The sequence below is a fragment of the Atlantibacter sp. MEI4A-1023 genome, from assembly GCF_056155425.1.
This window is the reverse complement of the sequence record NZ_CM149568.1, coordinates 1,346,188-1,372,379: the sequence shown is the minus strand read 5'-3', so window position 1 is coordinate 1,372,379 and position 26,192 is coordinate 1,346,188. Positions and strand designations below refer to the sequence as shown.

Here is a 26,192-nt window from a genome sequence, read left to right as displayed (position 1 = left end):
CCTTTTTATTGTACTGCCGCACCCGCTGATTATTCAGTCCAACGATCGTCACTTCACTAAACTCCGTTAACTGTATTCCGTGACCACTGCGTGTTACCGCCACGAATTTGTTGTCCAGAATGACAGCATACCTTATTTCACTGTCATTTTTTTACTGGAGAGATGCACATGTACGGCAACGTGAAGGTCTGGCGAGAGAGCATTTCCTTACCGACATGGACCACGGGTCAGGAAGATCCGAACCCAATGTTTCTCGAAAAACGCGTTTACCAGGGGTCATCCGGCGCGGTCTATCCGTATGGCGTGATTGATACGCTCACCGGTGAGCGCGAAGACAAAATCTATCAGGCAGTCTGGCTGGAAAACGACTTTATCAAAGTCATGCTGCTGCCTGAGCTGGGCGGGCGCATCCACCGGGCGTGGGACAAAGTGATGCAGCGCGACTTCGTTTACTACAACGACGTGGTTAAGCCCGCGCTGGTCGGTCTGGTTGGCCCGTGGATCTCCGGCGGGATTGAATTTAACTGGCCGCAACACCATCGCCCCACCACGTTTATGCCGGTGGATGTGACGATTAAAGATAATGACGACGGCTCGCAAACCGTCTGGCTGGGTGAAGTTGAGCCGAAGCGCGGCTTGCAGGTGATGACCGGTTTTACGCTCTATCCACACAAAGCGCTGATTGAAATCACCGGCAAAGTCTTTAACCCCAACGCCACGCCGCGCCACTTCCTGTGGTGGGCCAACCCGGCCGTGAAAGGCGGCGACGATCACCAGAGCGTCTTCCCGCCGGACGTCACCGCGGTATTCGACCACGGCAAACGCGACGTCTCCTCGTTCCCGATTGCTCATGGTACCTATTACAAAGTGGACTACTCGGCGGGCGTGGATATCTCGCGCTACAAAAACATCCCGGTACCCACCTCCTATATGGCGGATAAATCGGATTACGATTTTGTCGGTGCCTGGCACCACGGGGAAAACGGCGGGCTGCTACACGTAGCGGACCACCACGTATCGCCGGGCAAAAAACAGTGGAGCTGGGGCTATGGCGATTTCGGCCAGGCCTGGGATCGTAACCTGACCGATGAAAACGGCCCGTATATTGAGCTGATGACTGGGGTCTTCACCGACAACCAGCCGGACTTTACGTGGATTGCGCCGTTCGAAGAAAAAGTCTTTGTGCAGAACTTCCTGCCGTATAGCCATCTCGGTACGTTGCAGAACGCCAACACCGACGCGGCGATCAAGCTTGAGCGCCACAGCGGGCAACTGCATCTCGGCGTCTACGCCATCGCGCCGCTGGCCGACGTGACGCTGGAACTGTCACAAAATGGGGAAGTTGTCTGGCAGCAGCCGCTGACGTTAACCCCGGCTCAGGCCTGGCAGGAAACCCTTGCCGATAGCTTCCCGGACCGTCTGACTTTACTTCTTCGTGACGCCAGCGGCCAGCCGATGCTGGGTTATCTTGAGCATATCGCCGAAGAAACGCCGCTGCCCGATCCCGCCTCCGCCCCGGCACTGCCTGCGGACATCACCAACGGCGATGAACTCTATTTCATCGGCCAGCATCTGGAGCAATACCTGCACGCCAGCCGTTCCGCCTTCGATTATTATCTGCGCGCGCTGGAACTCGACCCGAACGATTACCGCTGCAATGTGGCGCTGGCAACGCTGGAGTTTAACCGCGCCAGGTGGCCGCAGGCGCAGGCATATGCCGAAGCGGCGCTAAAACGTGCGCACCGCCTGAATAAAAACCCGCAATGCGGCCAGGCCAGCCAACTGCTGGGCGCGGCGCTGGAGAAACAGGGCCAGCTTGATGCGGCTTACGATCACTATTTCAAAGCCAGCTGGAGCGGCAACTGCCGGGACGCGGCATTCTATGACCTGGCCCGTCTGGCCCTGCGCCGTGGCGATAGCGCCAAAGCGCTGGCGTTCTGCCAGCAAAGCCTGCGGTTCAACGCCAGCAACAACCTGGCAATGGCGCTGAATGCCCTGCTGATGGCGCAAAACGGTCAGCGCGACGCGGCATTAACTTACGCTGAGCAGCAGCTTACCGACTACCCGCTGAGCTACGCGCTGCACTACGCCCGCTATGCCATTTCGAAAAGTGAGCAAGCGCTTACTCAACTGCGTGACGTGACCAACCAGCGCGGCGTTAACGCTTCGGTGCTGGCGGGATGGCTGGTGAATCTGGGCATGAAAGCTGAGGCCCGCGAGCTGCTGGCATTGCTGGATAACCTGGAGACGCTGCCGCTGCTGTGGCGTGCGACGCTGGCAGAAGACGCCGCACAGCGCCAGCACTGGCTGGATCAGGCCAAAGCCAATTTTTCCATCAAAGTACGCTTCCCGAACCTGGTAGAGGAAGTAGAAATGCTGCGCCAGCTACCGGAAGACGGCTTCGCGCAATATCTGCTGGGCTGTTTCTGTTACAGCAAAAAGCTGTATCCGGAAGCGGTGGCCTGCTGGGAGTTCACCCGCCAGCAACTACCTGACTTCGCCGCCGTTCATCGCCTGCTGGGGATCTGGGCCTGGAACAAACAACACGACGCCGCGCAGGCGGAAGCCTCGCTGCGCAAAGCGGCAGAACTGGAGCCGGAAAACCCGCGCCTGCTGTTCGAGCTGGATTACCTGCATAAACAACTGGGCCGCCCTGGCGCGCAGCGCCTGTCCCTGCTGGAAAAACACCAATCTGTGGTACTGATGCGTGACGATCTTACCGCCGAATTGCTCAGCCTGTGGCATATCCACGGCAAAAACGCCGAGGCTCATGCGGTGCTGGCAGAACGCACGTTCCACCCCTGGGAAGGCGGCGAAGGAAAAGTCACCGGCCAGTATCTGATTAACCAGCAGCGCCGGGCATTAGAGGCGATCCAGCACGGCGATTACCGCCGCGCGCAAACCCTGCTGAAAGAAGCGCTGCACTACCCGCTTAATCTCGGCGAAGGCCGCCTGGCCGGGCAAACCGATAACGACATCTGGTATCTGCTGGGCTGGTGCGCCGAACAGCAACAGGAAACCCAGCACGCCGATGCAGCCTGGCGGCAGGCCACCCAGGGAGACGCGGGCCTCGATGCCGGACGCTACTACAACGATCAGCCGGTGGATTACCAGTTCTGGCAGGCCATGGCGCTGAAGCGCCTCGGTGAGCACCAGCAGGCCGACGCCCGCTTCCGCCAGTTTATCGCCTGGGGGCAGCAGCACCAGAACGACCCGGTGGAAAGCGATTTCTTCGCAGTCTCCCTGCCGGATCTGGTGGTGCTGGACAGCGACCCGCAGCAGCGCCAGCGCCAGCACTGCCTGTTTGTCGAAGCGCTGGGCTATCTGGGGCTGGGCGAGCGCCACGCCTTTAGCGAGCGCATCGACACCCTACTCACGCTCAACCCGGCTCACGATAAAGCGCATCTGCTGCTGGCCCTGAGCAAGAGTCCGATCCTTGGTTAACTAAACGGGGGGAGCAATCCCCCTACCCATAACAACTTCTCTCAACGGGAGAGGAACATCATGCATAACACTCAACAACTCCGTATGGGCTACATATGGATGATTTGCCTGGTCGCCGCCTGCGGTGGCCTGTTATTTGGTTACGACTGGGTGGTGATTGGCGGGGCGAAACCCTTTTATGAGGCCTATTTCAATATTACCGATCCGGCGGTGTCTGGCTGGGCGATGAGCTCCGCGCTGGTAGGCTGCATTTTCGGCGCGTTTATCTCCGGCTGGTGCGCCGACAGGCTGGGGCGCAAAATCCCGCTGATCATTGCGGCAATCCTGTTTACGCTTTCGGCGTGGGGCACGGCAGTCGCCACTCACTTCGATCTGTTCGTGGTGTTCCGTATTGTGGGCGGTATTGGGATTGGCCTGGCAGCGGCAGTAAGCCCGATGTATATCGCCGAAGTCAGCCCGGCGGAAAAACGCGGCAAGTTCGTGGCTATTAACCAGCTCACCATTGTGATTGGCGTGCTGGCCGCGCAGCTGATTAACCTGGCGATTGCCCAACCGGTGGCCGCTAACGCCACGCTGATGGAAATCCAGCAGAGCTGGAACGGTCAGATGGGCTGGCGCTGGATGTTCGCCGCCTGCGGGGTACCCTCGTTCCTGTTCCTGGTGATGATGTTCTTTGTGCCGGAATCTCCGCGCTGGCTGGCCTATGCCGGGAAAACCGAACGCGCCCGTAAAACGCTGCTGAAAATCGGTTCGCAACACTATGCCGATACGACTCTCGCGGACATTAAGCAGACCCTGAGCGCTGATGCCAGCGCCCAGAAAGTGAGTTATTCCGCCCTGCTGGAGCCAAAAGTGAAGCCGATTATCATCATCGGCATGGTGCTGGCGGTGTTCCAGCAGTGGTGCGGCATTAACGTCATCTTTAACTACGCCCAGGAAATTTTCGCCTCCGCCGGTTTCGATATTAACAGCACGCTGAAATCGATTGTCGCCACGGGCTTAATCAACCTGGTGTTCACCCTCATCGCGCTGCCGTTGGTCGATAAATTGGGCCGCCGTAAGCTGATGCTGATTGGCGCGGCGGGCCTGACAGTGATTTATGCGCTGATCGCCGCCGCCTACGGCCTGGGCATTCTCGGCTGGCCGGTGCTGGTACTGGTGCTTGCCGCTATCGCCATTTACGCGCTGACTCTCGCGCCGGTCACCTGGGTGCTGCTGTCGGAAATCTTCCCCAACCGGGTGCGCGGCCTGGCCATGTCGGTCGGTACGCTGGCGCTGTGGGTGGCCTGTTTTATTCTCACCTACACCTTCCCGCTGCTGAACGCCGGGCTGGGCGCGGCGGGTAGCTTTATGCTCTATGGCGTGATTTGCGCGGCAGGTTATATTTTCGTCCTGCGTAAAGTGCCAGAAACCAAAGGCGTCACGCTGGAAGCGCTGGAAAAACACATGGCGGGCGGCGATCCGCTGCATGCCTCCACCGCGCATCGCGTAAGCCAGTAATGGATATCTTCACGCTACAAAACCCGCATCTTCAGATGCGGGTTACCCCGCAAGGCGCGGCGCTACTGGCGCTGGAAACCACCACTCAGCAACCAATACTCCGACCCTGGCAGGGCGAGAGGCCCTTTCATCCTGGCGAAAGCTCGCTATTTCCGATGTTACCGCTGGCAAACCGGGTGGCGGGAAACCGTTTTGCTCAACGCGGTACAACGGTTAATTTGCCCGCCAGGCCGGGCGATCGGGACGGATTTTTACATGGCAATGGTTGGTTAACACAGTGGGAAGTCTGTGACACCAAAGCGCACGCCATCACCCTACAACTGCGTGCGAAGGAGACATGCGGCTTCGACTATCATGCACAAATCACTTATACCCTTGCAGAGACCCGGTTTATCGCACAATTAGTGATTACTCACTGCGGCGCTACGCCAATGCTTTATGGGGCGGGGTTTCATCCTTTCTTTGCCAAAACGCCGCAAACGCAGCTGCAATTTTCCGCCAGCGGATACTGGCCTGAAGATGAGCGGCATTTACCGCTTGAATGGGCCTCTGTCATACCCGCTGCGCTGGATTTTATGGCGCCGTCCAGGCCTGGCGCGCAATGGATTAACAATGGATATTCCGGCTGGAATGGCGTTGCCCGGCTCATCAACGATGAAAGTGCAATTATTCTTCGTAGTGATACTCCGTGGCTGATGGTTTATCAGACGCCGCAAAGTGAATTTATTTGCCTGGAGCCCCAGACGCATCCGGTAAACGCCCATCATCAGCCAGGGCAGCCGGGATTGCGGTTATTAATGGCGGGAGAGCATTTAGCATTTACCCTTCACATTGAGGCGCTGCAACATTTGTGACCTTTCCCTGACCCTTTCAGAATAATGAAAAGGGTCAGGGCATTTTCTGAAAACTTTCCCTTCCCCCTTATTTTCACCCCTAAAATTTTGTGACGCACTTATCAAAATAAGAACAAATTCATTAAGAAAAAAGTTTCACCTATGAAAAAAGTTTATTTGTATAATGAATACAACACATTGATAACAAATAACATTAATCTTTAACATTTATATAAGTGCTTTCCTTTTTTACCGGTAAAAGCTTTTTTTGTTAAAACCGGCATATATATCTTTGTTTACCCCTAATGGATTAAAAAACTGCTCAGGCCGATCCGTTGATCAGTGGGCGATATTTAATATTATATTAACCAGACCCCTGCTTGATCTTGTTTAAGGCCTATCGATGAAACAACTTCGCAGCCTAAAATGGTTTGAACGCAAAGAGAATTCAGTTTCTATCGCAAGGACTCGCCCGCAAAATCAGGAATTACCGAATGATGAGTCAGATCATTCTTTGCATACTCACATTTATTATTTCTGCATAAAGTGGTCATTTGGCAACGTATACTTGCGCGCAGTGTTAACGACACCCAATCCAGGAATTTTACATAATGTATCCGGCCCAGGACATCAACAAACTATCAGGAACAATCTACTTAACGGATTAGCTCTTCTAAAAAAGTGGAATACCCCATCGCCCGGATACCTCAGAGGCGCGATAAACATGCGCTCAGTTGCCATGACAGGGGAATTTAACAATTATTTCCGTACGGGTATTATTTCAAATACATGCCACGCTTGCCTCACAAACACTATGCCCGGCAACCCGCAGCCCTCGTATGTTCAGAGATGCTTATCCACTCTCACAGTAGACTCGTTAATAGCCAAAGCCTCAAGCTCGCTTAAGGCATTACGTTACCAGAATCGGAATATTCCGTTACTGAGGGATTTGAAGCATCGGGGCAAATACTTATCCGAAGATTTTGATTATGCTGGCGGCAAAACTTTTGCAATTAATCGGCGAAAGAATAAACGTCACGCACGTGCCCTCATGGCGAATTCGCAAAAATCATCAGGACTTTATTACGGGTGTCGGGTTTATGGTGATAAGGCTTATACATTGTTGCTCCGATCAAAATGGAATAATACCCGTACCCTTGCAGTAAAGGATAGTCAGTGGCTTGATAGCGCAAACATTAAACATTTATCTGCTACCTACCCGGTGCCAAATCAAAAGGCCAAACAATGTGCATTCGAAAATACCGAAGAATATAACCTTAAAACCAACGAAAGTGATTTTATGGTTGTAACGTTTAACGCGTGATTAGCGCATACATCTACATTGCTAACCAACCGTACTGAAGGCTAATTCAGAAGCCGGGCTTGACTTACTTAAGGAAGGGTCAAGTTCATAAATAAAATTCGAATCTCATCCGGCATAAGCAGAGGAGTTAATGATGAGTCAATACTGGTCAGACGACAATATGCTTTTTTCACTGGTAAAAGAAAAACTCTTTGTCGCATTAGTTGGCGATGTTATGGATACGATGGGTTTGCAACATCAATTTTTGAATCCGCAACTTAAACCTATTGATCCCAACATGGTGATTATTGGTCGCGCTATGCCGGTACTGGAAGCCGATTTTTTTCAACAGCAGGCAACGGGTCATAATGAAATAAGCGAAAAGCCGTTTGGTTTACTGTTTCATGCATTAGACGATCTTAAGGAAAATGAAATATTTATTTGTGCCGGTGGGTCGCTGCGTTATGCCCAGTGGGGTGGCTTAATGACGATGCGCGCGCTTCAGTGCGGCGCTGCGGGGGCGGTTATTCATGGTTACCATCGCGATACCAATGAAATCTTGCGGCTTAACTTTCCCGTCGCGTCTTTTGGCAGTTACGCCCAGGACCAGGGCCCGCGCGGTAAGGTGGTTGACTGGCGCGTGCCCATTGAGCTTGATGGCGTACGAGTGGCACCCGGCGATGTCATCTATGGCGATCGGGATGGCGTATTAGTCATCCCCGCCCAGGCCGTGGATGATGCCTTCCACGGCGCATTCGAAAAAGCTGAAGGGGAAGACAGGATATTAGCCGCACTTAAGGAAGGTATGACGACAGTTGAAGCCTACAACAAATTCGGAATTATATAAGTCATCCCGATCGTTAACGTTATTAGTGGGGTTTCAAATGAAAAATATCGTACGTAAACGAAGCCAGTTTATGCGTCACCCGGTTTCAATATTATTTCATGTGAAGCCATTTTAATGCCAGACCTCACTTCGGTTGATAAAGCATCAATATTATCCATTAAAGAAGTGTTGGAAGCCCGAATTAAGTGAAATTAGCGGTAATTTACAACCCTGGCAGATTTTATTAATTATTTTTTTGAAATGGTCACACCCTATTAAACGATAAGCACTCCGCCTGTCGTCGGCACACTTTACTCATCTAAATATTATCTGGGAGGCAGAATGTCTAATCGCACCGCCGCGTACCGCGCTCCGGCATTAAGTCGGGGACTTCAGGTGCTCATGCACCTGGCTAACTGCGGTACGCCCAAAAGCATGGGACAGTTAGTTATCGAACTGGAGTCATCATTCAGTCAACTTTTCCGTATCGTCGTCTGTCTGGAAGATGAAGGGTATCTTTCTCAGGATGCACAGCGCTATTACCACCTGACGGATAAACTCCTGTTGCGTAACAGCCCTCACTGGATCCGTGAGCTGGCGACGTCGCCGTTTTGCATCGAGCAAATGAGAGAGTTTAGCTGGCGAACCAATCAGCCTTGCCATCTTGCAGCCTGCCATGACAACGCGATTCGTATCTGCGCGCATGCCCATCCCGATTTCACACAGTCAATCAGCGCGCGCGAAGGGTCAGTGTTGAATACGGTTAAGTCCAGCTCATCGCTGCTTTTTCTTGCCATGGCGAACGATCATGACGCGTGGTCACTGATGCGTAACTACAGGCTCGACCACACGTTACGTGGCGTACTAACGGAACAGCTCGCTGAGATCGCGTTGCAGGGATATGCGCAAATCGCGCACGATCACATCGTGGGATTGACCTCTATTTCTTATCCGATAAAGGGGATTGATGGTTTTGCCAAAGCGGTGATTACCTGTCCCTATTTCGAACGGATACCGGGCAATTTTCAGGAAGTGAAACGGGCGCTGGAAACGCTGGCCCATAACCTGAGTGAGGAGCTGTGCCGGTTAGTATTCAGGCCTGAAGCGCAAGCGCTCAGGCCTGAATAACGGTTATTTATAAACCGGTAGCAGATTCATGCTAAACAAAATATGGATTAACGCGTTGGCGGCACCGAAGAGCAGGATCAGTGCAATCATCGCGTTACCCCCCCACACTCGGTAGCGCGGGCTACCGAAACGTTGCCGAGAAGCGCGCGCCAGCAGTGCCGGAACAATCGCCGCCCACACCGTGGCGGCAAGCCCGGCGAATCCGATAGCATAAATAAACCCGTTCGGCCAGATTAAACCACCGAGCATTGGCGGTAAGAACGTCACCAGCGCGGTTTTAAACCGCCCCTGGCGGCTGTCGTCGAATTTAAACAGATCGGCCAGATAGTCAAATAAGCCTAACGTCACGCCGAGGAAGGAACTGGCAACCGCGAAGTTAGAGAAAACGGTTAATAGCAGATCGAGGGTTGAGCTGCTTAATAAGCCGCTCAGGGTTTGCACCAGTACGTCAATGTTGCCGCCTTTTTCAGCGATGTCGATAAACGCCGGGCGCGGAATATTGCCCATAGTGCCTACCAGCCAGATCACATACAGCACCAGCGCCATTAACGTGCCTAATAGTAGGCAGCGGCGAATGGTTAACGGATCTTTGCCATAATACTTCATCAGGCTCGGTACGTTGCCGTGATAGCCAAACGATGCCAGGCAGAACGGCAGGGTCATCAGCACATACGGCAGATATTGCGGGGCGACTTCCGCTTCATTCAGCAGTACTGCTGGCTGGACGTGCCACAGCAGGCCGCCAAAGGTCATAAAAAAGGTGAGAATTTTCGCGCCCAGAACGATGGTGGTCATCCGGCTCACCGCCCGGGTGCTCAGCCAAACGATAAACGCCACCGCTAAAGCAAACAATAATCCCCCCAGCCTGGCCGGGAAATCAATATTCATTTGCGAGAAAGTATGATGAATAACCGATCCGCTGGCAGAGATATAGGCGTAGGTTAATATATAAAGTACAAACGCAACGGTAACGCCATTAATAATATTCCAGTGTTTACCTAGCAGATCTTTGGTAATGGTGTCAAAGCTTGACCCTATATGATAATTAAGATTCGCTTCCAGGATCATTAATCCGGAATGCAACATACAAAACCAGGTAAAGACTAATGCCAGCAGTGACCAAAAAAACCAGGCGCCGGACATAACAACCGGCAATGAAAACATGCCTGCGCCAATAATGGTTCCACCAATAATCATCGCGCCGCCAATTAACGACGGGGTACTATTTGTAACCGATAATGTAGCCATGTAGCGTTTTCCTCGCGAGGCTAAATACACTTCACCATTCAAGCTGTATCTGCGTTGGCTGCCTTCGTTCACCCCAGTCACTTATTTATGTAAGCTTCTGGAGATTCACTCAGTTGCCGCCTTGATAAAGCTCGAATGGTTTCGTGTATTCTTTATCCTGGAACAAATATTGAGCGCTCCTGTTGCGGGAGCGCCCGTTTATATTATTTAACCGGTTTCAGGCGAGCGACAAAGTGGCGCAGCACAGGCGGCTCGTAGGTGAAGGTCAACCCTTTGATGGTGGACGCGCGCGCTTTCACGGCAATTAACGCATCGGCGATGTAATCCATATGGTCATTGGTATAAACGCGGCGCGGGATGGTCAGGCGCAGCAGTTCCATTGGCGACGGTTTCTGCTCGCCGGTTTCCGGGTCGCGGCCCAGCAGCAGTGAACCAATCTCTACGCTACGGATGCCCGCTTCGAGGTACAGTTCGTTGTTCAGCGCATGCGCCGGGAACTGTTCCGCCGGGATGTGGGGCAGCAGCAGTTTGGCGTCGACAAACACCGCGTGACCGCCGGTCGGGTACTGAATCGGGATACCGCCTTCGCGCAGACGTTCGCCCAGATATTCCACCTGGTTGATACGGTACGCCAGGAAGTCTTCATTGGTGCCCTCTTCCAGGCCAATCGCCAGCGCTTCCATATCGCGCCCCGCTAGCCCGCCATAGGTGACAAAGCCTTCCATCGGCACGCAGCGAATACGAACTTCGTTAAACAGATCTTCGTCGTCGCGGAAGCAGCACAGGCCGCCAATGTTCACCAGCGGATCTTTCTTCGCAGACATAGTCAGCATGTCGCCGTACTGGTACATCTCGCGGATAATCTCTTTCACACTTTTGCTGGCGTAGCCTTCTTCGCGCTGCTTGATAAACCAGGCGTTTTCGCAGAAGCGCGCGGAGTCGATGACCACCGGGATATTGTGCTGTTTGGCGATGTCATACACTTCGCGCATATTCGCCAGCGACACCGGCTGCCCGCCAGAGCTATTACAGGTAACGGTGGTAATGATTGCCGCTACGTTTTCCGCACCGTGTTCCGCAATAGTCGCCTTCAACTGCGGGATATCGAAATTGCCTTTCCAGTCATACCAGGAGGTGGTGTCGAACGCTTTCGGCGTCACCACGTTAATCGCTTTCGCGCCGTTTAATTCGACGTGCGCGGCGGTGGTATCAAAGTGGAAGTTGGAAATAAATACCGGACGTTTGGATTTGCAGCGCGCAATCAGGCTGGGGAACAGGATCTGCTCCGCACCACGGCCCTGGTGGGTCGGGATAGTATACGGATAGCCGATAATCTCCTGCACTTTTTCGCACAGATTGAAGTAGTTGCGTGAACCGGCGTAGGCTTCGTCGCCCATCATCAGGCCAGCCCACTGGCGGTCGCTCATTGCCCCGGTGCCAGAGTCGGTCAGCAGGTCGATATAGACATCTTCGCTTTTTAGCAGGAACGGGTTATATCCCGCTTCTTCCAGCGCTTTAACGCGATCGTCAAAGGTGGTCATGCGAATATTTTCAACCATTTTAATGCGGAACGGCTCAGGAATGCGTTTCATAATATATTCTCCAAAAAATTACCCTGCTGCGCGGAAAATATTTATGGCGGATCAACGCGCAATAAATATCATCCAAACGCAGTGTTCAGATTGTCTGTTTTAATAAGGGAATAACCGGAGAATTAACGAGGGAAATCGTTGGAAATGCGCGGGTCGAGATTATACCAGGCGTTTAAGCCACCTTTCGCTATGAGGCGATAACACGCGGTGTGTTTCATTACATCGTCCTCTGTCTGGTTAAAATGAATCATAAAGATAACCAGGTTTTAAAATTTGTCCGTGATTAAATGCACAATTTAACTATTCGCTATAAAGCGAATTTATTTCTCTCACTTTTAGTAACGAATTTATTAACCAGCATCACGAAAGGATATATCTGAGAGGCGGTATTACTCGTAATCGAAAATGTGATAAATGCCTCAGGCGGATAATGTGCCTGAGGCATTGTCGTGTCAGGCAATTAGCCCTGGCTATTGCGTCGCGCCATCAGCTTACGATACCAGCGTGGATGGTGCTTGCGCGCCCACCGCTGGCTGACGCGGCCTTCGATCATGCCCTTAATTGACCCTTTAACCCAGAACGCCATATAGATGTGGATCAGGATTGCGTGAATCAGCACGATGGCGACCACCGCGTGGATCAGCAGGCTATAGCGGATCGCCGGGATCGGGAAAGAGTCGGCGAACCAGGGCCGCCAGATGATCACCCCGCTCACCAGCAGCACGAAAATCATGCTCATGATGGTCCAGAACATCATCTTTTGCCCGGCGTTATATTTGCCGACGTCCGCCACGTGGTGCTCGTTGCCCTTCAGCACTTCAACAATATTCTTCACCCAGGAGATGTCTTCCCGCTCCGGCAGGTTGTGTTTCACGAAGCGGAAAAACATAAACATCAGCATCACAAAGGTCAGCACACCGAAGAAGGGATGCAAAATGCGCCCCATCTGCGGGGTGCCGAAGGTTTGCGTGAGCCATTGCAGCGTCGGGAAAAACAGCGCGATGCCCGACAGCGCCACCAGGAAAAAGCAGATCACCACCGTCCAGTGAACGGCGCGGTCAATAAAGCGGGTGCGCAGGATGTTGGGTTCGTTATTCATGGATGTCCTCCGATTTCTCTTCCGTGGATTCGGTATTCGGACCCACGCCGATGTAGTGGAAAATCAGCCCGGCAAAGGTCGCCAGGAAGCCGAGGGTGGCCAGTGGTTTTAACGCGCCCTTCCACAGGTTGATGGAGGTATCAATGTGCGGGTCGGCCTTCAGCCCGTGGTATAGCGCCGGATTGTCGGCGTGATGCAGCACATACATCACATGGGTGCCGCCTACGCCCTGCGGGTCATACAGCCCGGCGTTGGGGTAGCCGCGCGATTTCAGATCGGCGATACGCGTTTCAGCGACCGTGATCATTTCTTCTTTGGTGCCGAACTGGATTGCGCCGGTCGGGCAGGTTTTTACACATGCCGGCTCCTGGCCCACCGCCACGCGATCCACACACAGGGTACATTTGTACACCCGGTTATCCTCTTTATTGAGGCGCGGAATATTGAACGGACAGCCCGCAATGCAGTAACCGCAGCCGATGCAGTGTTCAGACTGAAAATCGACGATGCCGTTTTTGTACTGAATAATCGCTCCTGCCGCCGGGCAGGCCTTAAGGCAGCCCGGATCGGCGCAGTGCATACAGCCGTCTTTGCGGATCAGCCATTCCAGGCGGCCATGCTCTGTGGTTTCGCTAAAGCGCATCACCGTCCAGGCTTTGGCGTCCAGATCGATGGGGTTATCGTAAACGCCAATGTTTTCACCCACGTCGGTGCGGATGTCGTTCCACTCGGAACACGCCACCTGGCAGCCTTTACAGCCGATGCAGGTCGACACGTCGATAAGTTTGGCGACTTCCTGCTTAAAATCGCGCGCCTGGGGTGGCGGTGTTAATCCGTTAGTCGCGGAAATTTTAATGATGTCCTGAGATTGCATAGACACAGGCGCTCCTTACAGCTTTTCAATATTGACGAGGAACGCCTTGAATTCCGGCGTTTGCGAGTTGGCGTCACCGACGCTCGGCGTCAGGGTATTGGCGAGGAACCCTTTGCGCGTGGTGCCTTCAAAACCCCAGTGGCAGGGAATGCCGATGGTAGAGACCGGTTTTCCGTCCACGTTCAGGGTATGCAGGCGCGCGGTCACCACCGCTTTGGCTTTGATAAACCCACGGCGCGATGACACTTTTACCCAGTCCCCGGCGCTGATGCCCTTCTCTTTCGCCAGTTGCTCGCCCACTTCGACAAACTGCTGCGGCTGGGCGATGGCGTTGATCAACGCGTGCTTGGTCCAGTGGCGGAATAATTCGGTTATGGAATAGGTGGTCGCCACATACGGGAAGTTTTCCGCCGTGCCGAGCATTTTTGCGTCGCGCTCGAAAATACGCGCTACCGGGCTGTGCACCACCTTCGGGTGCAGCGGATTGGTGCCAATCGGGCTTTCCATCGGTTCGTAGTGCTCCGGGAACGGGCCATCGGCCAGTTTATTGAGCGCAAACAGATGGCCGAGACCGTCCGGCAGCATGATAAACGGGCCAACTTTGTCCTCTGGCGCGGCGGTAGGCGGGTAATCCGGTACGTCAAAACCCTGCCACTGCTTGCCGTTCCACTGCATCAGCGGACGTTCCGGGTCCCAGGCTTTGCCCTGTGCATCGGAAGAGGCGCGGTTATACAGGATGCGGCGGTTCATCGGCCACGCCCACGACCAGTTGTTGACCGCTCCAAGGCCGGACGGATCGGCGTTATCGCGATTCGCCATCTGGTTGCCCTGCTCGGTCCAGCTTCCGGTGTAAATCCAGCACAGGCTGCTGGTCGAGCCGTCGTCGCGCAGATGGGCGAAGGCGCTTAACTGCTGGCCCGCTTTGGCGATCAGCGTACCGTCTTTGTCGCGCACGTCCTGCCAGGCGCGACCGTTAGATTCGCGGGCGATCTCTTCCGGTTGGGGATCGTGCGGATCGGCATAGTTCCAGTCGATAGCCTGAAGCGGCTCCGCACCCACCCCACCCTCTTCGCGATACAGCTCGCGCAGGCGCAGGAACAGATGGGCCAGAATTTTGCTGTCATGCAGCGCTTCGCCCGGCGGATTGGCGGCGGCGTAGTGCCACTGCAACCAGCGCGAGGAGTTCGCCACCGAGCCGTTTTCTTCCGCAAAACAGGCGGTGGGTAAACGGAACACTTCGGTCTGGATGGCGCTGCTGTCCACGGCATTCATTTCGTCATGGTTTTGCCAGAAGCTGGCGGTTTCGGTGGCCAGCGGGTCCATCACCACCATGTATTTCAGCTTCGAAAACGCTTCTACCGCTTTATTTTTATTGGGAAACGACGCCAGCGCGTTAAAACCCTGCACCAGCAGACCGTTGAACTGGCCGTCTACCATCTGGTTGACCATGCTCATCACGTCGTATTTTTTGTCCCATTTCGGCAGGAAGTCGTAGCCCCACTGGTTGTCGGCAGTGGCGGCATTGCCGTAAAAGCCTTTCAGCAGGCTCACCATAAATGCCGGGGTGTTTTTCCAGTAATTCACCTGGCCCGGCATCACCGATTTCGGCGTGGTTTGCTCAAGGAAGGTTTGTAGCGAGGTTTGCTTTTCGCTCGGCAGCGGCAGATATCCCGGCAGCGAGCCGTCCAGCAGGCCGAGGTCGGTATAACCCTGCACGTTGGAGTGGCCGCGCAAAGCGTTGATGCCACCGCCCATCATGCCAATGTTGCCCAGCAGCAGTTGCACGATGGCGGCGGTACGGATGATCTGCGCGCCGTTGGTATGGTGCGTCCAGCCCAGCGCGTAGAGGATCGAACCGGCTTTATTTTTAGCCGCGGTTTCGGAAAGGGTTTTGGCGATGCTCAGGAAATCGGCTTTCGGCGTACCGCAGAGCGTTTCTACCATCTCCGGGGTGTAGCGGCTGACGTGGGCTTTGAGCAAATTAAACACGCAGCGCGGATGGCCCAGGGTGTCATCGCGTTTAATCTGGCCCTGGCCGTCCAGCTCGTAGGCCCAGGTGCTGCGGTCGTACTGGCGGGTGGCCTCGTCGTAGCCGCTAAACAGCCCGTCGGTAAAGCTGAAGTCCTCGCGTACGATCAGCGCGGCGTTGGTGAATTCACGCACATACTCATGCTGGATTTTGTCACTGGTCAGCAGGTAGTGGGCGATACCGGCCAGAAACGCCACGTCGCTGCCTGGGCGCAGCGGTGCATACAGATCGGCCACGGCGGCGGAACGGTTAAAGCGCGGATCAACCACCAGCAGCTTGGCGCCACGGCGTTTTTTCGCTTCCACCACCCATTTGAAGCCCACCGGGTGCGCTTCGGCGGCGTTACCGCCCATGATCAGGATTACGTCGGCATTGCGGATGTCGATCCAGTTGTTGGTCATCGCCCCGCGGCCAAAGCTCGGCGCCAGCGCCGCTACCGTTGGGCCGTGGCACAGGCGCGCCTGGTTTTCTACGGCGACCATGCCTAAGCCGCGCGCGAATTTATTATCGATAATCCCGGTTTCGTTACTGGCGGCGGAGGAACACAGCATGCTGGTGGTGGCCCAGCGGTTTACCGTCACGCCCTGTTTATTGGTGGTGACGAAGTTGGCATCACGGTCCGCCTTCATCAGGCGCGCGATGCGTTCAAACGCCTCGTCCCAGCTAATGCGCTGCCATTTATCGCTGCCCGCCGCGCGGTATTCCGGGTACTGTAAACGCTGTTTGCTGTGAATAAAGTCGATCAGGCCCGCGCCTTTCGGGCACAGCGAACCCCGGCTCACCGGATGATCGGCATCGCCTTCGATATGAAAAATACTGGAAGTGCTGTTTTTTGCGCCGTCGCCCAGGCCGTACATAATCAGCCCGCAGCCCACGGAGCAGTAGGTGCAGTTATTTCGGGTCTCTTTGGCGCGTAACAGCTTGTACTGACGCGGCGCGGCTGAGACATCAAACGGCGCGAAGCCCAGCGCGGTCAGGGTGGTACCGGCCATCCCGCCGGCACACATTTTGAAAAAGCCCCTACGGTTAACTTGCATTTCTTCACCACTGTTGTTGTTTTCGTGGCGGAAAAATAGCAACTCAGCAAGTTCAAAAATTGCCTCAAATCAAGCCGCTAGCGCGACTACCCCTAACATTCCCGTGGGTTTATAACCCCCCGTCCGCAGGGGGTTAGGGTTTTGTGACACCAGCGGGGTAGAAAGCTATTTCTTGCGATACTTCTCGGGGATTTCCGGCACCGGCGCACGATCGTCAATTAAGTGATGAAGGGTCAGAATCGGGTGCCGCCATAACATTTTCGGCCCCGCCCAACGCATAATCTGCTTCATCTCTTCACGTTTTGCCGGTTGATAACAGTGGATCGGGCACTGGCGGCAGGCGGGTTTGTTTTCACCAAAGACACATTTATCGAGGCGCTTCATGGCATATTCATAAAGCGCCTGATAATGGGCAGGCTCCGCCAGCGCCTGTGGGCTTTTACGCTGGTAAAGCGCAATCATTTTCTGGATGGTGAGTTTTTCACGATCGAGACGCGCGCCCATTATCCTCTCCTGTCAGTTGCTGCTCTTCGTCTGCACCACCTGGCCAAACCCTTTGCCATCCAGTTCTGCATCCGGGGCAGCGAAAAAGTCGATGTTGAAATAAGTGTCCGGCGTCAGCAGTTCAATGCGATGCCAGTACTGCGGCGGGCTGACGCCAAACTGCCCTTCGTTAATGATCAGCTCAATTTCCGGGGTCTGATCGTACTCGTTTTTAAAACCAATATATTTTACCGCGCCGCGCATCACAGAAAGGCGACCGTAGACATCTTTTTTGGTGTTGTGGTGGGTTAATAACGCCTGAGGAACGGAGGAGCTATCAAAGAACGCGGTGGAACGGGTGTGTTTATATTCTGCAGGAATGCGATGAGCCATTTGTCTTACCTCTAAAGTGAAGTTAGTTAACTATTGCTCTGCATCTTCCATGCCAAAAATAAATATCATTAAAATCAATATGATGAGATTTACAAATGAGAAAGGTTGTCATTTTAATAGTGTCTAAATGACTGTTTATTGTCTTAATGACAATCAAGTTAAGGACTGCCTGGAGCCAGAATATCCTGGATAGTTTACAGAAATCCAGAACAGAGAATGGCAGGTCGCGCCCACCGTCATCCGTAGAAGGCGGATGACGGTGGGTCTGAGGTTACGGCTTACGTTCAGTTTCGGCCTGAAGATGGAAACGATGGGTCAACTGGCTTCCTGTCCATCCATACCATCCGACATAGGCGAAACAGACAACCGGAATCGCATAGGCCATTTCTACCGAGATCCCCCGGGCAACCAGTCCCATCAGCAAAGGGATCGCCGAGGCGCCAATAACCGCCATGATCTGAAGCGAGGTGCCGCGCTTCGTTTTTTCACCCAAATCTTTAAGGCCCAGGGCCATCGTCGTCGGGGACATGATCGACATAAAGATGAAAGAGGCGATCAGCGCAACGATGGAGACATACGGAACGCCGATCACCACCAGCGAGGCGAGTATCACGTTGATCACGCCATAAATCCCCAGCAGACGATGCGGAGCGATCCAGCGCATCAGCACGGTACTGATGAATCGCCCGGCCATGAAGCCTGCCAGCGCAATGGATAAAAATACCGACGCCTCACGCGTTGTGGCACCCGGCCACTTCGCAATAGCCAGCGTAATAAAGAAGGCACCAGAACCCACTTGCGCACCGGTATAGACAAACTGGGCAATCACACCGTGAACAAAGTGAGGCATTTTTAACAGGGGTACCGACTGGCCCGTCTCGCTCACGGCCACACCGGTTTCGCGAATGTCCGGCATCCGGGTACGGGCAATAAGCATTAACAGCAGGACAGCCACGACGGCGATAGCAAGATACGTTACCTGTACCGGCGTATTGTCTGTTTCACCACTGCCAAAGATGAACGTTGCGCCGATCAACGGAGCCAGGAACGTCCCCAGTCCATTGAAAGACTGCGCCAGGTTCAGCCGACGCTCGCTGGTCTGCGAAGAGCCCAGCGCCAGGATGTAGGGGTTTGCGGCGGTCTCCAGGCAAGCAACGCCACAGGCAAGGATAAACAGAGCGGCAAGAAAAAACCAAAAATTGCTCGCACTAATCGCCGGAAAAGTAAGTAACGCCCCTACGGAGAACAGCAAAAGTCCACCGATGATACCCAGCTTATAGCCATATTTTTCCATAAAGAGGGCTGCGGGCATCGCCATGATAAAATAGGCCAGAAAATAGGAGGCCTGGACCAGCCCCGCCTCGAATTTATCAATACCCAGCGACTCCTGAAATCGCGCGCTGAGCACATCGTTAAGGCCATAGGCCAGCCCCCACATAAACGTGAGTGAAACCGTCAAAACCAGGGCTACACGATACATCGAAGCCTGCGATTGCTGGGCCGGAACAGGATTAATTTGCGTGGTCATTATTAGCTCTCCTGCGTTGATGCAGCGCGATGGCTGTATCTGGACGCCAGGTTAACGATGCATTTCACAACGTAGGGCAGTTTTTCCGGGTGTACAGCGGTGGTTGAGATCGCACCGTTGCCGGCAATACAGACCTCGCCTCTGTCTGCCAGTAACACCGCCGACGCGATAGTCGCGCCCTCAGGCAGGGTAATTTTCGTTTCAGTGCTGCCATCAAGAAACACGTAGAGTTCCAGCGTGCCTGATTGTTCATCCTGGCGCACTGTCGCTTTGGGGCAAATTTCACCGGCTGGAGCAACGTCAAAGATCGCTTCGTGATGCGATTTAATCCACTTGCCTGCCTCGGTGAGGATCTGCACTTCTTCTGGACGGATCGCCCCGCTGGCTTTCGGCCCCAGATTAACCACAAGGTTATGCCCCTGGGTAATGCTCTCAACGAGCCGGGCAATAACCCAGTCGACGCCATGAAGTTCAGCTACCGCGTTGTAACCCCAAAAATCATCTGCCGTTTCCGCCAGGGGATTAACCTGTAGGGTGAGATCGACTTCAGAGGCATCAGCGGCATGACCAAGGCTGGCAAGCCCAAGTTCGGAGATCTGGTATCCTTCCCCTTCGATCTCGCTTGAAAATCCCAGCCCTTTATTATTACCAATCAACGTGTCTGGAGAAGCGCGATGAATGGCTTTGTATAAATCTTCGATGCGCCATTTATCGACATCTTTTAACGCCCAAAAACCGTCGAACCATAAACTCTGTATGGTCGTGCCATAGCCCGTCAGTAACTCTTCAAGCTGTAGGCGCATAAACTCAAAATAAGCATCCATATCCCCCTCACGATCTTTATACAGCGCAAGAGAATAGGGTTCTTTATCGATAGGGTTCACGTCATTAAGAACATCCGGATAGAGGGGATTGGTCCAGTCGAGGAGCGAATAATAAAGCGATAAACGGATGCCCTGGCGAGTAGTCTCTTCCGCAAAGGCTTTGACGATATCAACACCACTCGGACTCATGGAAACGGAATTGTAAGCGGCAGCCCATGAAGAGGCTTTGGTATCCCATAAGCTATAACCATCATGGTGACGGGTAACGAGAATGATGTAACCCATTCCTGCTGCTTTTGCTGTTGAGACGATCTCTTTAATACGGCCAAGCACCAATTCACGCGCGCAGCCTGTCTCGCCAGGTTCTGGCGCGGTGAAATGTTGGGCGAGAGCGGTATAGGCCGCTAATCCCGCCTGGGTGCCGTTATTAAATTCCGGGATATGGTTAAGCGCCCACTCGCCTTTCGCGATATGGCTATAGATACCCCAGTGAATAAACAGACCGAATTTTTTGGCCGCGAATTGTGAACGCATGTGCATCTCCTTTGATATACACAAGGTGTACATCAGATAGTGAGAGATGACAGCTCCTGTATCCGAGTTGTCATCCGTGAACTGAATCAATGTTGTAAAGGAATGGGTGATTCCTCGTTTTTTGCTATCTCGAGTTAGCAAATTGGGCGTCACTTATTAAAGTTCTGTATGCAGAAAGTATAATTTTCAAATGGGAATACGTTATGCAGACGGAAAAACCAGTGGCTCCCGGCCCCTGCCAGGGCAATTACCAGGCTGCGTGATAGAGCGCGATAATGTCAGGGAGGCTGGCTTCACGCGGGTTGCCTCCTGTGCAGACGTCGTCCAACGCCGCCTGTGCCAGCGCTGGGATATCCTCTTTACGCACGCCAATATCACGTAAGCTCAGCGGAATACCCACGTCGTGATTCAGGGCGAAAACCGCATCCACAGCAGCCTGGCGCGCCGCTTCCAGGCTCATGCTTTCTACTTTTAGCCCCATCGCGCGGGCGATATCGCGGAATTTTTCGCCGGTATGTTCCGCGTTGTAGCGCATAACGTGTGGCAGCAAAATTGCATTAGCGACACCGTGCGGTGTGTTATAAAACGCGCCCAGCGGATGCGCCATCCCATGCACCAGCCCCAGACCTACGTTAGAAAAGCCCATGCCTGCTACATATTGGCCCAGCGCCATAGCTTCACCCGCATCGCGTTCGCCCGCAACGGACCCGCGCAGCGCCCCGGCAATGATTTCGATGGCTTTAATGTGTAAGGCATCGGTTAATACCCATGCGCCACGCGTGATATAGCCTTCAATCGCATGTGTTAACGCATCAACGCCCGTCGCCGCTTTCAATGCAGGCGGCATGCCATCCATCATGTCGGCATCAATAAAGGCGACCTGAGGAATATCATGCGGATCAACGCAAACAAATTTACGGCGCTTTTCCTCATCGGTAATGACGTAATTGATCGTGACCTCTGCGGCAGTGCCAGCGGTGGTCGGGATCGCTAACACAGGGACGCTCGGGTAACGCGTCGGCGACAATCCCTCCAGGCTACGCACGTCCGCAAACTCGGGATTTTTACTGATAATACCGATCGCTTTGCAGGTATCCTGCGGGGAGCCGCCGCCAATCGCGATCAAATAATCCGCTTCACTTTGCTTAAATATCGCCAGGCCTTGCTGGACAACAGCGATGGTGGGGTTCGGGACTACACCGTCGAACATGTCCCATTTCAGGCCGGCATCGTCCAGTCTGCGGGTAACCTTATCAACGACACCACACTGCACCAGCGTTTTATCGGTAACGATTAACGCTTTACGGTAACCACGACGCGTGACTTCAGCCGCTAACGTATCAACCGCACCCCGGCCAAACCAGGCCGTTTCATTCAATATCATTCTGTGTGCCATATCCCTGCTCCTTGTGGTGATAAGCCGTTATTTTTCGACACGTAGTCCGTAGGTTTTGAATTTTTCCAGCACGATAGCAATAGCCTGGTCATCCAGTACCGGCACAGAATCGGTAACGGACAGCGTATTGATGTAAAGCCGGGCTAACACTTCAACCTCATGGGCTAACCAGAGCGCTTTCTCGAGGTTTTCTTCGCAGGCAATTAATCCGTGATGCTGCAACAAGGTTGCTTTACGATCTTTCAACGCCACCACTACGTGCTCAGAAAGTTCACGCGTGCCAAAGGTTGCATAAGGTGCGCAGGGTATGGAATTGCCCCCCGCCGCCGCGATCATGTAATGAATAGCCGGAATCGGGCGATTAAGAATTGAAACGGCAGTACAGTACACCGCATGGTTATGGACTACCGCATTCATATCAGGCCGGTTCAGATAGACCGCCATATGAAACCGCCATTCGCTGGAAGGCACTTTCCCTTCTTCAAAATTGCCATCCCGATCGACAAACACAATCATATTTTCGGTCAGTCTTTCGTAAGGGATACCGCTTGGGGTAATTAACATGCCGTCTTTATAGCGCACGCTAATATTACCTGCTGTGCCCTGATTTAATCCAAGGTGTGTCATCTCCAGGCAGGTTTCAATAATTTCCCGTGACAAACGACTTCTGTCCATCTTATTTCTCCGTATTGGTTTTCTCGTCATTTAGCTTGCTTAGTACGAGAAGGGGTCCATTAAAAAATTGCTGAATACGTATGAAAGTATTCAGCAGACAATTTATTGCATCTATTATTTTCTAACGCGTTTGATTAACTTCATTTCAATTCTTTCGGTCTTTTTAACCGCATTATCCTCAATGGCATTCATCATCATCTCGAAGGCTTTTTCTGCCCAGGCATCCTCATTCTGTTGCATTGACCAGACATTATTGGCGAGGAAGCTCAACATTGGGTGTTCATCAAAGGTGCCGATATTCATTTCGCCGGGAACCGCGCCAAAGCGCTCGGATATCGCTTTTATAGCCCCTTCTAACACCGGGAGTGACGAGGCAATAAATGCCTGTGGACACCCGTGTTCACCAATCAAAGTTTTCATCAGCGTATACCCGCAGTCAGGGGTATTCTCGGTTCCTTCACGTACCCATTGCGTATGCTCTATGCCCTGAGTTTTTAATCCATTCAGATATCCCTGCAGGCGATCGCTGATGCTTGGAAGGCGGGTGTCGGCGATTAAAAACCACAGGGGAGATTTACCGGCACTCAGCATACTCCGGGTAAGCGTTTCGCCCCCCGCCACATTATGACTCTCAACCAGTGCGTTATCGGTAAATTTGAAATCCCGATCAAGCAAGACCAGCGGTTTAGATACCTTACGTAAATGATGCTGCTGATTTTCCAGGGTTGAAGGAACAATAAACAGCCCATCAATATTGCGGGCGACCAGCGCCTTGGTTAATTTATTTTCATAATCAACATCATTATACGTACAGCTGATCATCAGTTGATATCCAGAACGGCGGCAACGCTGTTCGAGTTTTTCTGCCAGTGTGGCAAAAAAAGCATTGGAGATATTGGGTACAATCAATCCCAGCGTTTCGGTCTTATTAAGTTTGAGGCTGCGGGCTGAATGATTTATTACATAGCCATAACGTTCCACATATTCGTTAATGCGCGTCTGGGTTTTTACACTAATGCGATACTGCTCCGCCTTACCATTGAGCACCAGTCGTATGGTTGTTATCGATAAATTTAAAGCACTGGCGATTTGCTCTACCGTTTTAGCCATTGTGTATTCCTCGTTCCGTCTGACACATAAAGCCACAATGATAAAATCATTTTAAATTTTTGTCCTGGCGCATTCCCCGTTTGGGTAAAAGTATTTTTTTGCATCATTAATACCATAAACGTGTAAAAACACATATTTTTAGGATTTTGCTTAGGACACAATCACTTCTACAACCCCGAATTTACTGATGCTAACTCGAGTAACCTATTTCTTTTTTAAGCTATTTTAGCCGACAATTTTAACCAAGACATTTGGCTTAAAAATGTGATGTCAGGCATGATTATTTATTTAATCTATTGTTTTTTAATGATTACTCAAAACAACCACTCTGGCATTCATTGATATAAATCAGCTTAATATTGCCCATTGTGAATGAAATCACAGTTTATTGATCTTTTTTTGCGTAAAAATCCCGGCAGAACATATGCTAACTCAAGTTAGCTAATCATACCCCTAAACCTTTCTGGTTAAGACATATAGGGAATTTATAGATAATGAGGAACCTACAATGGATATGAATAATTTGCCAAAGATTGGCATTCGCCCGGTTATTGATGGGCGGCGGATGGGTGTTCGCGAATCGCTTGAAGCGCAAACGATGAATATGGCAAATGCAACTGCCGTATTCCTAACCCAGAATCTTCGTCATGCGTGTGGCGTCCCCGTTGAATGCGTTATTGCCGACGGTTGTATTGCCGGAATGGCAGAAGCGGCGGCCTGCGAAAATACATTCAGTAAGCACAATATTGGCCTGACCATCACCGTCACGCCCTGCTGGTGTTATGGCAGCGAAACGATAGACATGGACCCGATGCGTCCAAAAGCCATTTGGGGATTTAACGGTACGGAACGTCCTGGCGCGGTCTACCTCGCCGCTGCGCTGGCCGCGCACAGCCAGAAGGGCATCCCTGCATTTTCGATCTACGGGCACGATGTTCAGGATGCCAATGACACATCCATTCCTGCGGATGTCAGAGAAAAATTACTTCGTTTTGCACGGGCAGGTTTAGCCGTCGCCAGCATGAAAGGAAAAAGTTATTTGTCAGTAGGCGGCGTCTCTATGGGTATTGCCGGCTCGATTGTGGACCATAACTTTTTTGAATCCTGGCTGGGAATGAAAGTTCAGGCGGTGGATATGACGGAGTTACGCCGTCGTATCGATCAGAAAATCTATGATGAAGCTGAACTGGAAATGGCGTTAGCCTGGGCAGATAAATACTTCCGCTATGGCGAAGATCAAAACGCGCAGCAGTATAAGCGCGATGAAAAGCAGAGCCGCAGGGTTCTCAAAGAATCGCTGTTAATGGCTATCTGCATTCGCGACATGATGCAGGGAAGTAAAAAACTTGCCGACAAAGGCTTTATTGAAGAATCGCTGGGTTACAACGCCATCGCGGCAGGTTTCCAGGGGCAGCGCCACTGGACCGATCAATACCCGAATGGCGATACGGCTGAAGCCTTATTAAACAGCTCCTTTGACTGGAATGGCGTGCGTGAGCCGCTGGTTGTCGCCACCGAAAACGACAGCCTTAATGGCGTAGCCATGCTTTTTGGCCACCAGTTAACCGGCACTGCCCAAGTGTTTGCCGATGTGCGCACCTACTGGTCACCGGAAGCCGTACAGCGCGTTTCAGGTCAACCGCTAACCGGCCTTGCCCAACACGGCATTATTCACCTGATCAACTCAGGGTCAGCCGCTCTGGATGGTTCTTGCAAGCAACGCGATAGCGCAGGCAACCCGACAATGAAACCCTTCTGGGAAATCAACCAGCAAGAGGTGGAAAATTGCCTGGAAGCAACGGAATGGTGTCCGGCGATCCATGAATATTTTCGCGGCGGCGGCTACTCATCACGCTTTTTAACCGATGGCGGAGTGCCCTTCACTCTGACCCGCATCAACCTGATCAAAGGCCTGGGCCCCGTGTTACAAATTGCAGAAGGCTGGAGCGTAGAACTTCCGAAAGAGACGCACGACCTGCTGAATGCGCGTACCAACTCGACCTGGCCAACCACCTGGTTTGTACCGCGTCTGACCGGTAAAGGTCCCTTCACTGACGTTTATTCCGTGATGGCAAACTGGGGGGCTAACCACGGTGTCCTGACTATCGGTCATGTCGGCGCTGATTTTATTACCCTGGCGTCGATGCTGCGTATTCCCGTCTGTATGCATAATGTTGAAGAAACAAAAATCTATCGCCCTTCATCCTGGGCTGCGCATGGAATGGATCCTGAAGGTCAGGATTATCGCGCGTGCCAGAATTATGGACCGCTCTACAAACGTTAATATGCCACCCTCCTTGCAAGAGGAGGGTATTCCTCGTGCTCCAGGAGCGATT

Annotated in this window: 20 protein-coding genes; 7 read left to right on the top strand and 13 right to left on the bottom strand. The window is 52.8% G+C overall.

Annotated features, from left to right (window positions below):
- The first annotated feature begins 168 nt into the window (after nucleotides 1-168).
- The 6 genes from ACVV26_RS06630 to ACVV26_RS06605 all read left to right on the top strand — a co-directional run bounded on the left by ACVV26_RS06630 (nucleotide 169) and on the right by ACVV26_RS06605 (nucleotide 9,034).
- Nucleotides 169-3,444, top strand: a complete 3,276-nt coding sequence (locus tag ACVV26_RS06630; RefSeq protein WP_474800618.1) for a DUF5107 domain-containing protein — start codon at nucleotides 169-171, stop codon at nucleotides 3,442-3,444.
- Nucleotides 3,445-3,504: 60 nt separating this feature from the next.
- Nucleotides 3,505-4,944 carry a sugar porter family MFS transporter gene (locus tag ACVV26_RS06625; RefSeq protein ID WP_474800616.1) on the top strand — a complete coding sequence of 480 codons (1,440 nt, stop codon included), beginning with the start codon at nucleotides 3,505-3,507 and terminating at the stop codon, nucleotides 4,942-4,944.
- Nucleotides 4,944-5,798: an aldose 1-epimerase gene (locus ACVV26_RS06620; protein ID WP_474800614.1), complete on the top strand. Its 855-nt coding sequence runs from the start codon at nucleotides 4,944-4,946 to the stop codon at nucleotides 5,796-5,798. The genes ACVV26_RS06625 and ACVV26_RS06620 overlap by 1 nt, the downstream gene beginning before the upstream one ends.
- Nucleotides 5,799-6,180: 382 nt before the next feature.
- Complete coding sequence (locus ACVV26_RS06615; protein ID WP_474800612.1) at nucleotides 6,181-7,101, top strand: hypothetical protein; 921 nt, start codon at nucleotides 6,181-6,183, stop codon at nucleotides 7,099-7,101.
- Nucleotides 7,102-7,231: 130 nt separating this feature from the next.
- On the top strand, nucleotides 7,232-7,927 hold the full coding sequence (locus tag ACVV26_RS06610; protein WP_474800610.1) for an RraA family protein: 696 nt from the start codon (nucleotides 7,232-7,234) through the stop codon (nucleotides 7,925-7,927).
- Nucleotides 7,928-8,248: 321 nt separating this feature from the next.
- Nucleotides 8,249-9,034 carry an IclR family transcriptional regulator gene (locus ACVV26_RS06605; protein ID WP_474800608.1) on the top strand — a complete coding sequence of 262 codons (786 nt, stop codon included), beginning with the start codon at nucleotides 8,249-8,251 and terminating at the stop codon, nucleotides 9,032-9,034.
- A gap of 3 nt (nucleotides 9,035-9,037) precedes the next feature.
- Here ACVV26_RS06605 and mtr read toward each other — a convergent pair whose 3' ends face one another.
- The 13 genes from mtr to ACVV26_RS06540 all read right to left on the bottom strand — a co-directional run bounded on the left by mtr (nucleotide 9,038) and on the right by ACVV26_RS06540 (nucleotide 23,856).
- Nucleotides 9,038-10,282: a tryptophan permease gene (gene mtr / locus ACVV26_RS06600; RefSeq protein WP_474800606.1), complete on the bottom strand. Its 1,245-nt coding sequence runs from the start codon at nucleotides 10,280-10,282 to the stop codon at nucleotides 9,038-9,040.
- A gap of 203 nt (nucleotides 10,283-10,485) precedes the next feature.
- Nucleotides 10,486-11,874: a tryptophanase gene (gene tnaA / locus ACVV26_RS06595; RefSeq protein WP_312979907.1), complete on the bottom strand. Its 1,389-nt coding sequence runs from the start codon at nucleotides 11,872-11,874 to the stop codon at nucleotides 10,486-10,488.
- Nucleotides 11,875-11,996: 122 nt separating this feature from the next.
- Nucleotides 11,997-12,092 carry a tryptophanase leader peptide gene (gene tnaC, locus ACVV26_RS06590; RefSeq protein ID WP_183171768.1) on the bottom strand — a complete coding sequence of 32 codons (96 nt, stop codon included), beginning with the start codon at nucleotides 12,090-12,092 and terminating at the stop codon, nucleotides 11,997-11,999.
- A 242-nt stretch (nucleotides 12,093-12,334) separates the two neighbouring features.
- Nucleotides 12,335-12,973 carry a formate dehydrogenase-N subunit gamma gene (gene fdnI, locus ACVV26_RS06585; RefSeq protein WP_312979913.1) on the bottom strand — a complete coding sequence of 213 codons (639 nt, stop codon included), beginning with the start codon at nucleotides 12,971-12,973 and terminating at the stop codon, nucleotides 12,335-12,337.
- On the bottom strand, nucleotides 12,966-13,853 hold the full coding sequence (fdxH, locus tag ACVV26_RS06580; protein WP_474800604.1) for a formate dehydrogenase subunit beta: 888 nt from the start codon (nucleotides 13,851-13,853) through the stop codon (nucleotides 12,966-12,968). The genes fdnI and fdxH overlap by 8 nt, the downstream gene beginning before the upstream one ends.
- 9 nt (nucleotides 13,854-13,862) lie before the next feature.
- Complete coding sequence (gene fdnG / locus ACVV26_RS06575; protein WP_474800602.1) at nucleotides 13,863-16,913, bottom strand: formate dehydrogenase-N subunit alpha; 3,051 nt, start codon at nucleotides 16,911-16,913, stop codon at nucleotides 13,863-13,865.
- A gap of 165 nt (nucleotides 16,914-17,078) precedes the next feature.
- The gene (locus ACVV26_RS06570; RefSeq protein WP_474800600.1) at nucleotides 17,079-17,417 is read right to left on the bottom strand and encodes a nitrous oxide-stimulated promoter family protein; all 339 of its coding nucleotides are present in this window, start codon (nucleotides 17,415-17,417) and stop codon (nucleotides 17,079-17,081) included.
- Nucleotides 17,418-17,429: 12 nt separating this feature from the next.
- Complete coding sequence (locus ACVV26_RS06565; RefSeq protein ID WP_474800598.1) at nucleotides 17,430-17,789, bottom strand: TehB family protein; 360 nt, start codon at nucleotides 17,787-17,789, stop codon at nucleotides 17,430-17,432.
- 271 nt (nucleotides 17,790-18,060) lie between these two features.
- Nucleotides 18,061-19,317 carry a sugar MFS transporter gene (locus ACVV26_RS06560; protein ID WP_474800596.1) on the bottom strand — a complete coding sequence of 419 codons (1,257 nt, stop codon included), beginning with the start codon at nucleotides 19,315-19,317 and terminating at the stop codon, nucleotides 18,061-18,063.
- Between the two features lie 2 nt (nucleotides 19,318-19,319).
- The gene (locus ACVV26_RS06555) at nucleotides 19,320-20,675 is read right to left on the bottom strand and encodes an alpha-L-fucosidase (RefSeq protein ID WP_474800594.1); all 1,356 of its coding nucleotides are present in this window, start codon (nucleotides 20,673-20,675) and stop codon (nucleotides 19,320-19,322) included.
- A gap of 247 nt (nucleotides 20,676-20,922) precedes the next feature.
- Complete coding sequence (gene fucO, locus ACVV26_RS06550; RefSeq protein ID WP_474800592.1) at nucleotides 20,923-22,071, bottom strand: lactaldehyde reductase; 1,149 nt, start codon at nucleotides 22,069-22,071, stop codon at nucleotides 20,923-20,925.
- Nucleotides 22,072-22,098: 27 nt separating this feature from the next.
- Nucleotides 22,099-22,746 carry an L-fuculose-phosphate aldolase gene (gene fucA / locus ACVV26_RS06545; RefSeq protein ID WP_474800590.1) on the bottom strand — a complete coding sequence of 216 codons (648 nt, stop codon included), beginning with the start codon at nucleotides 22,744-22,746 and terminating at the stop codon, nucleotides 22,099-22,101.
- Between the two features lie 114 nt (nucleotides 22,747-22,860).
- Entirely contained in the window at nucleotides 22,861-23,856 is a 996-nt protein-coding gene (locus tag ACVV26_RS06540; RefSeq protein WP_474800588.1) for a LacI family DNA-binding transcriptional regulator, read from the bottom strand.
- Between the two features lie 508 nt (nucleotides 23,857-24,364).
- On the opposite strand from ACVV26_RS06540, the gene fucI reads away from it, so the two are divergent.
- The gene (gene fucI, locus ACVV26_RS06535; RefSeq protein WP_474800586.1) at nucleotides 24,365-26,140 is read left to right on the top strand and encodes an L-fucose isomerase; all 1,776 of its coding nucleotides are present in this window, start codon (nucleotides 24,365-24,367) and stop codon (nucleotides 26,138-26,140) included.
- The last annotated feature ends 52 nt before the right edge of the window (nucleotides 26,141-26,192 follow it).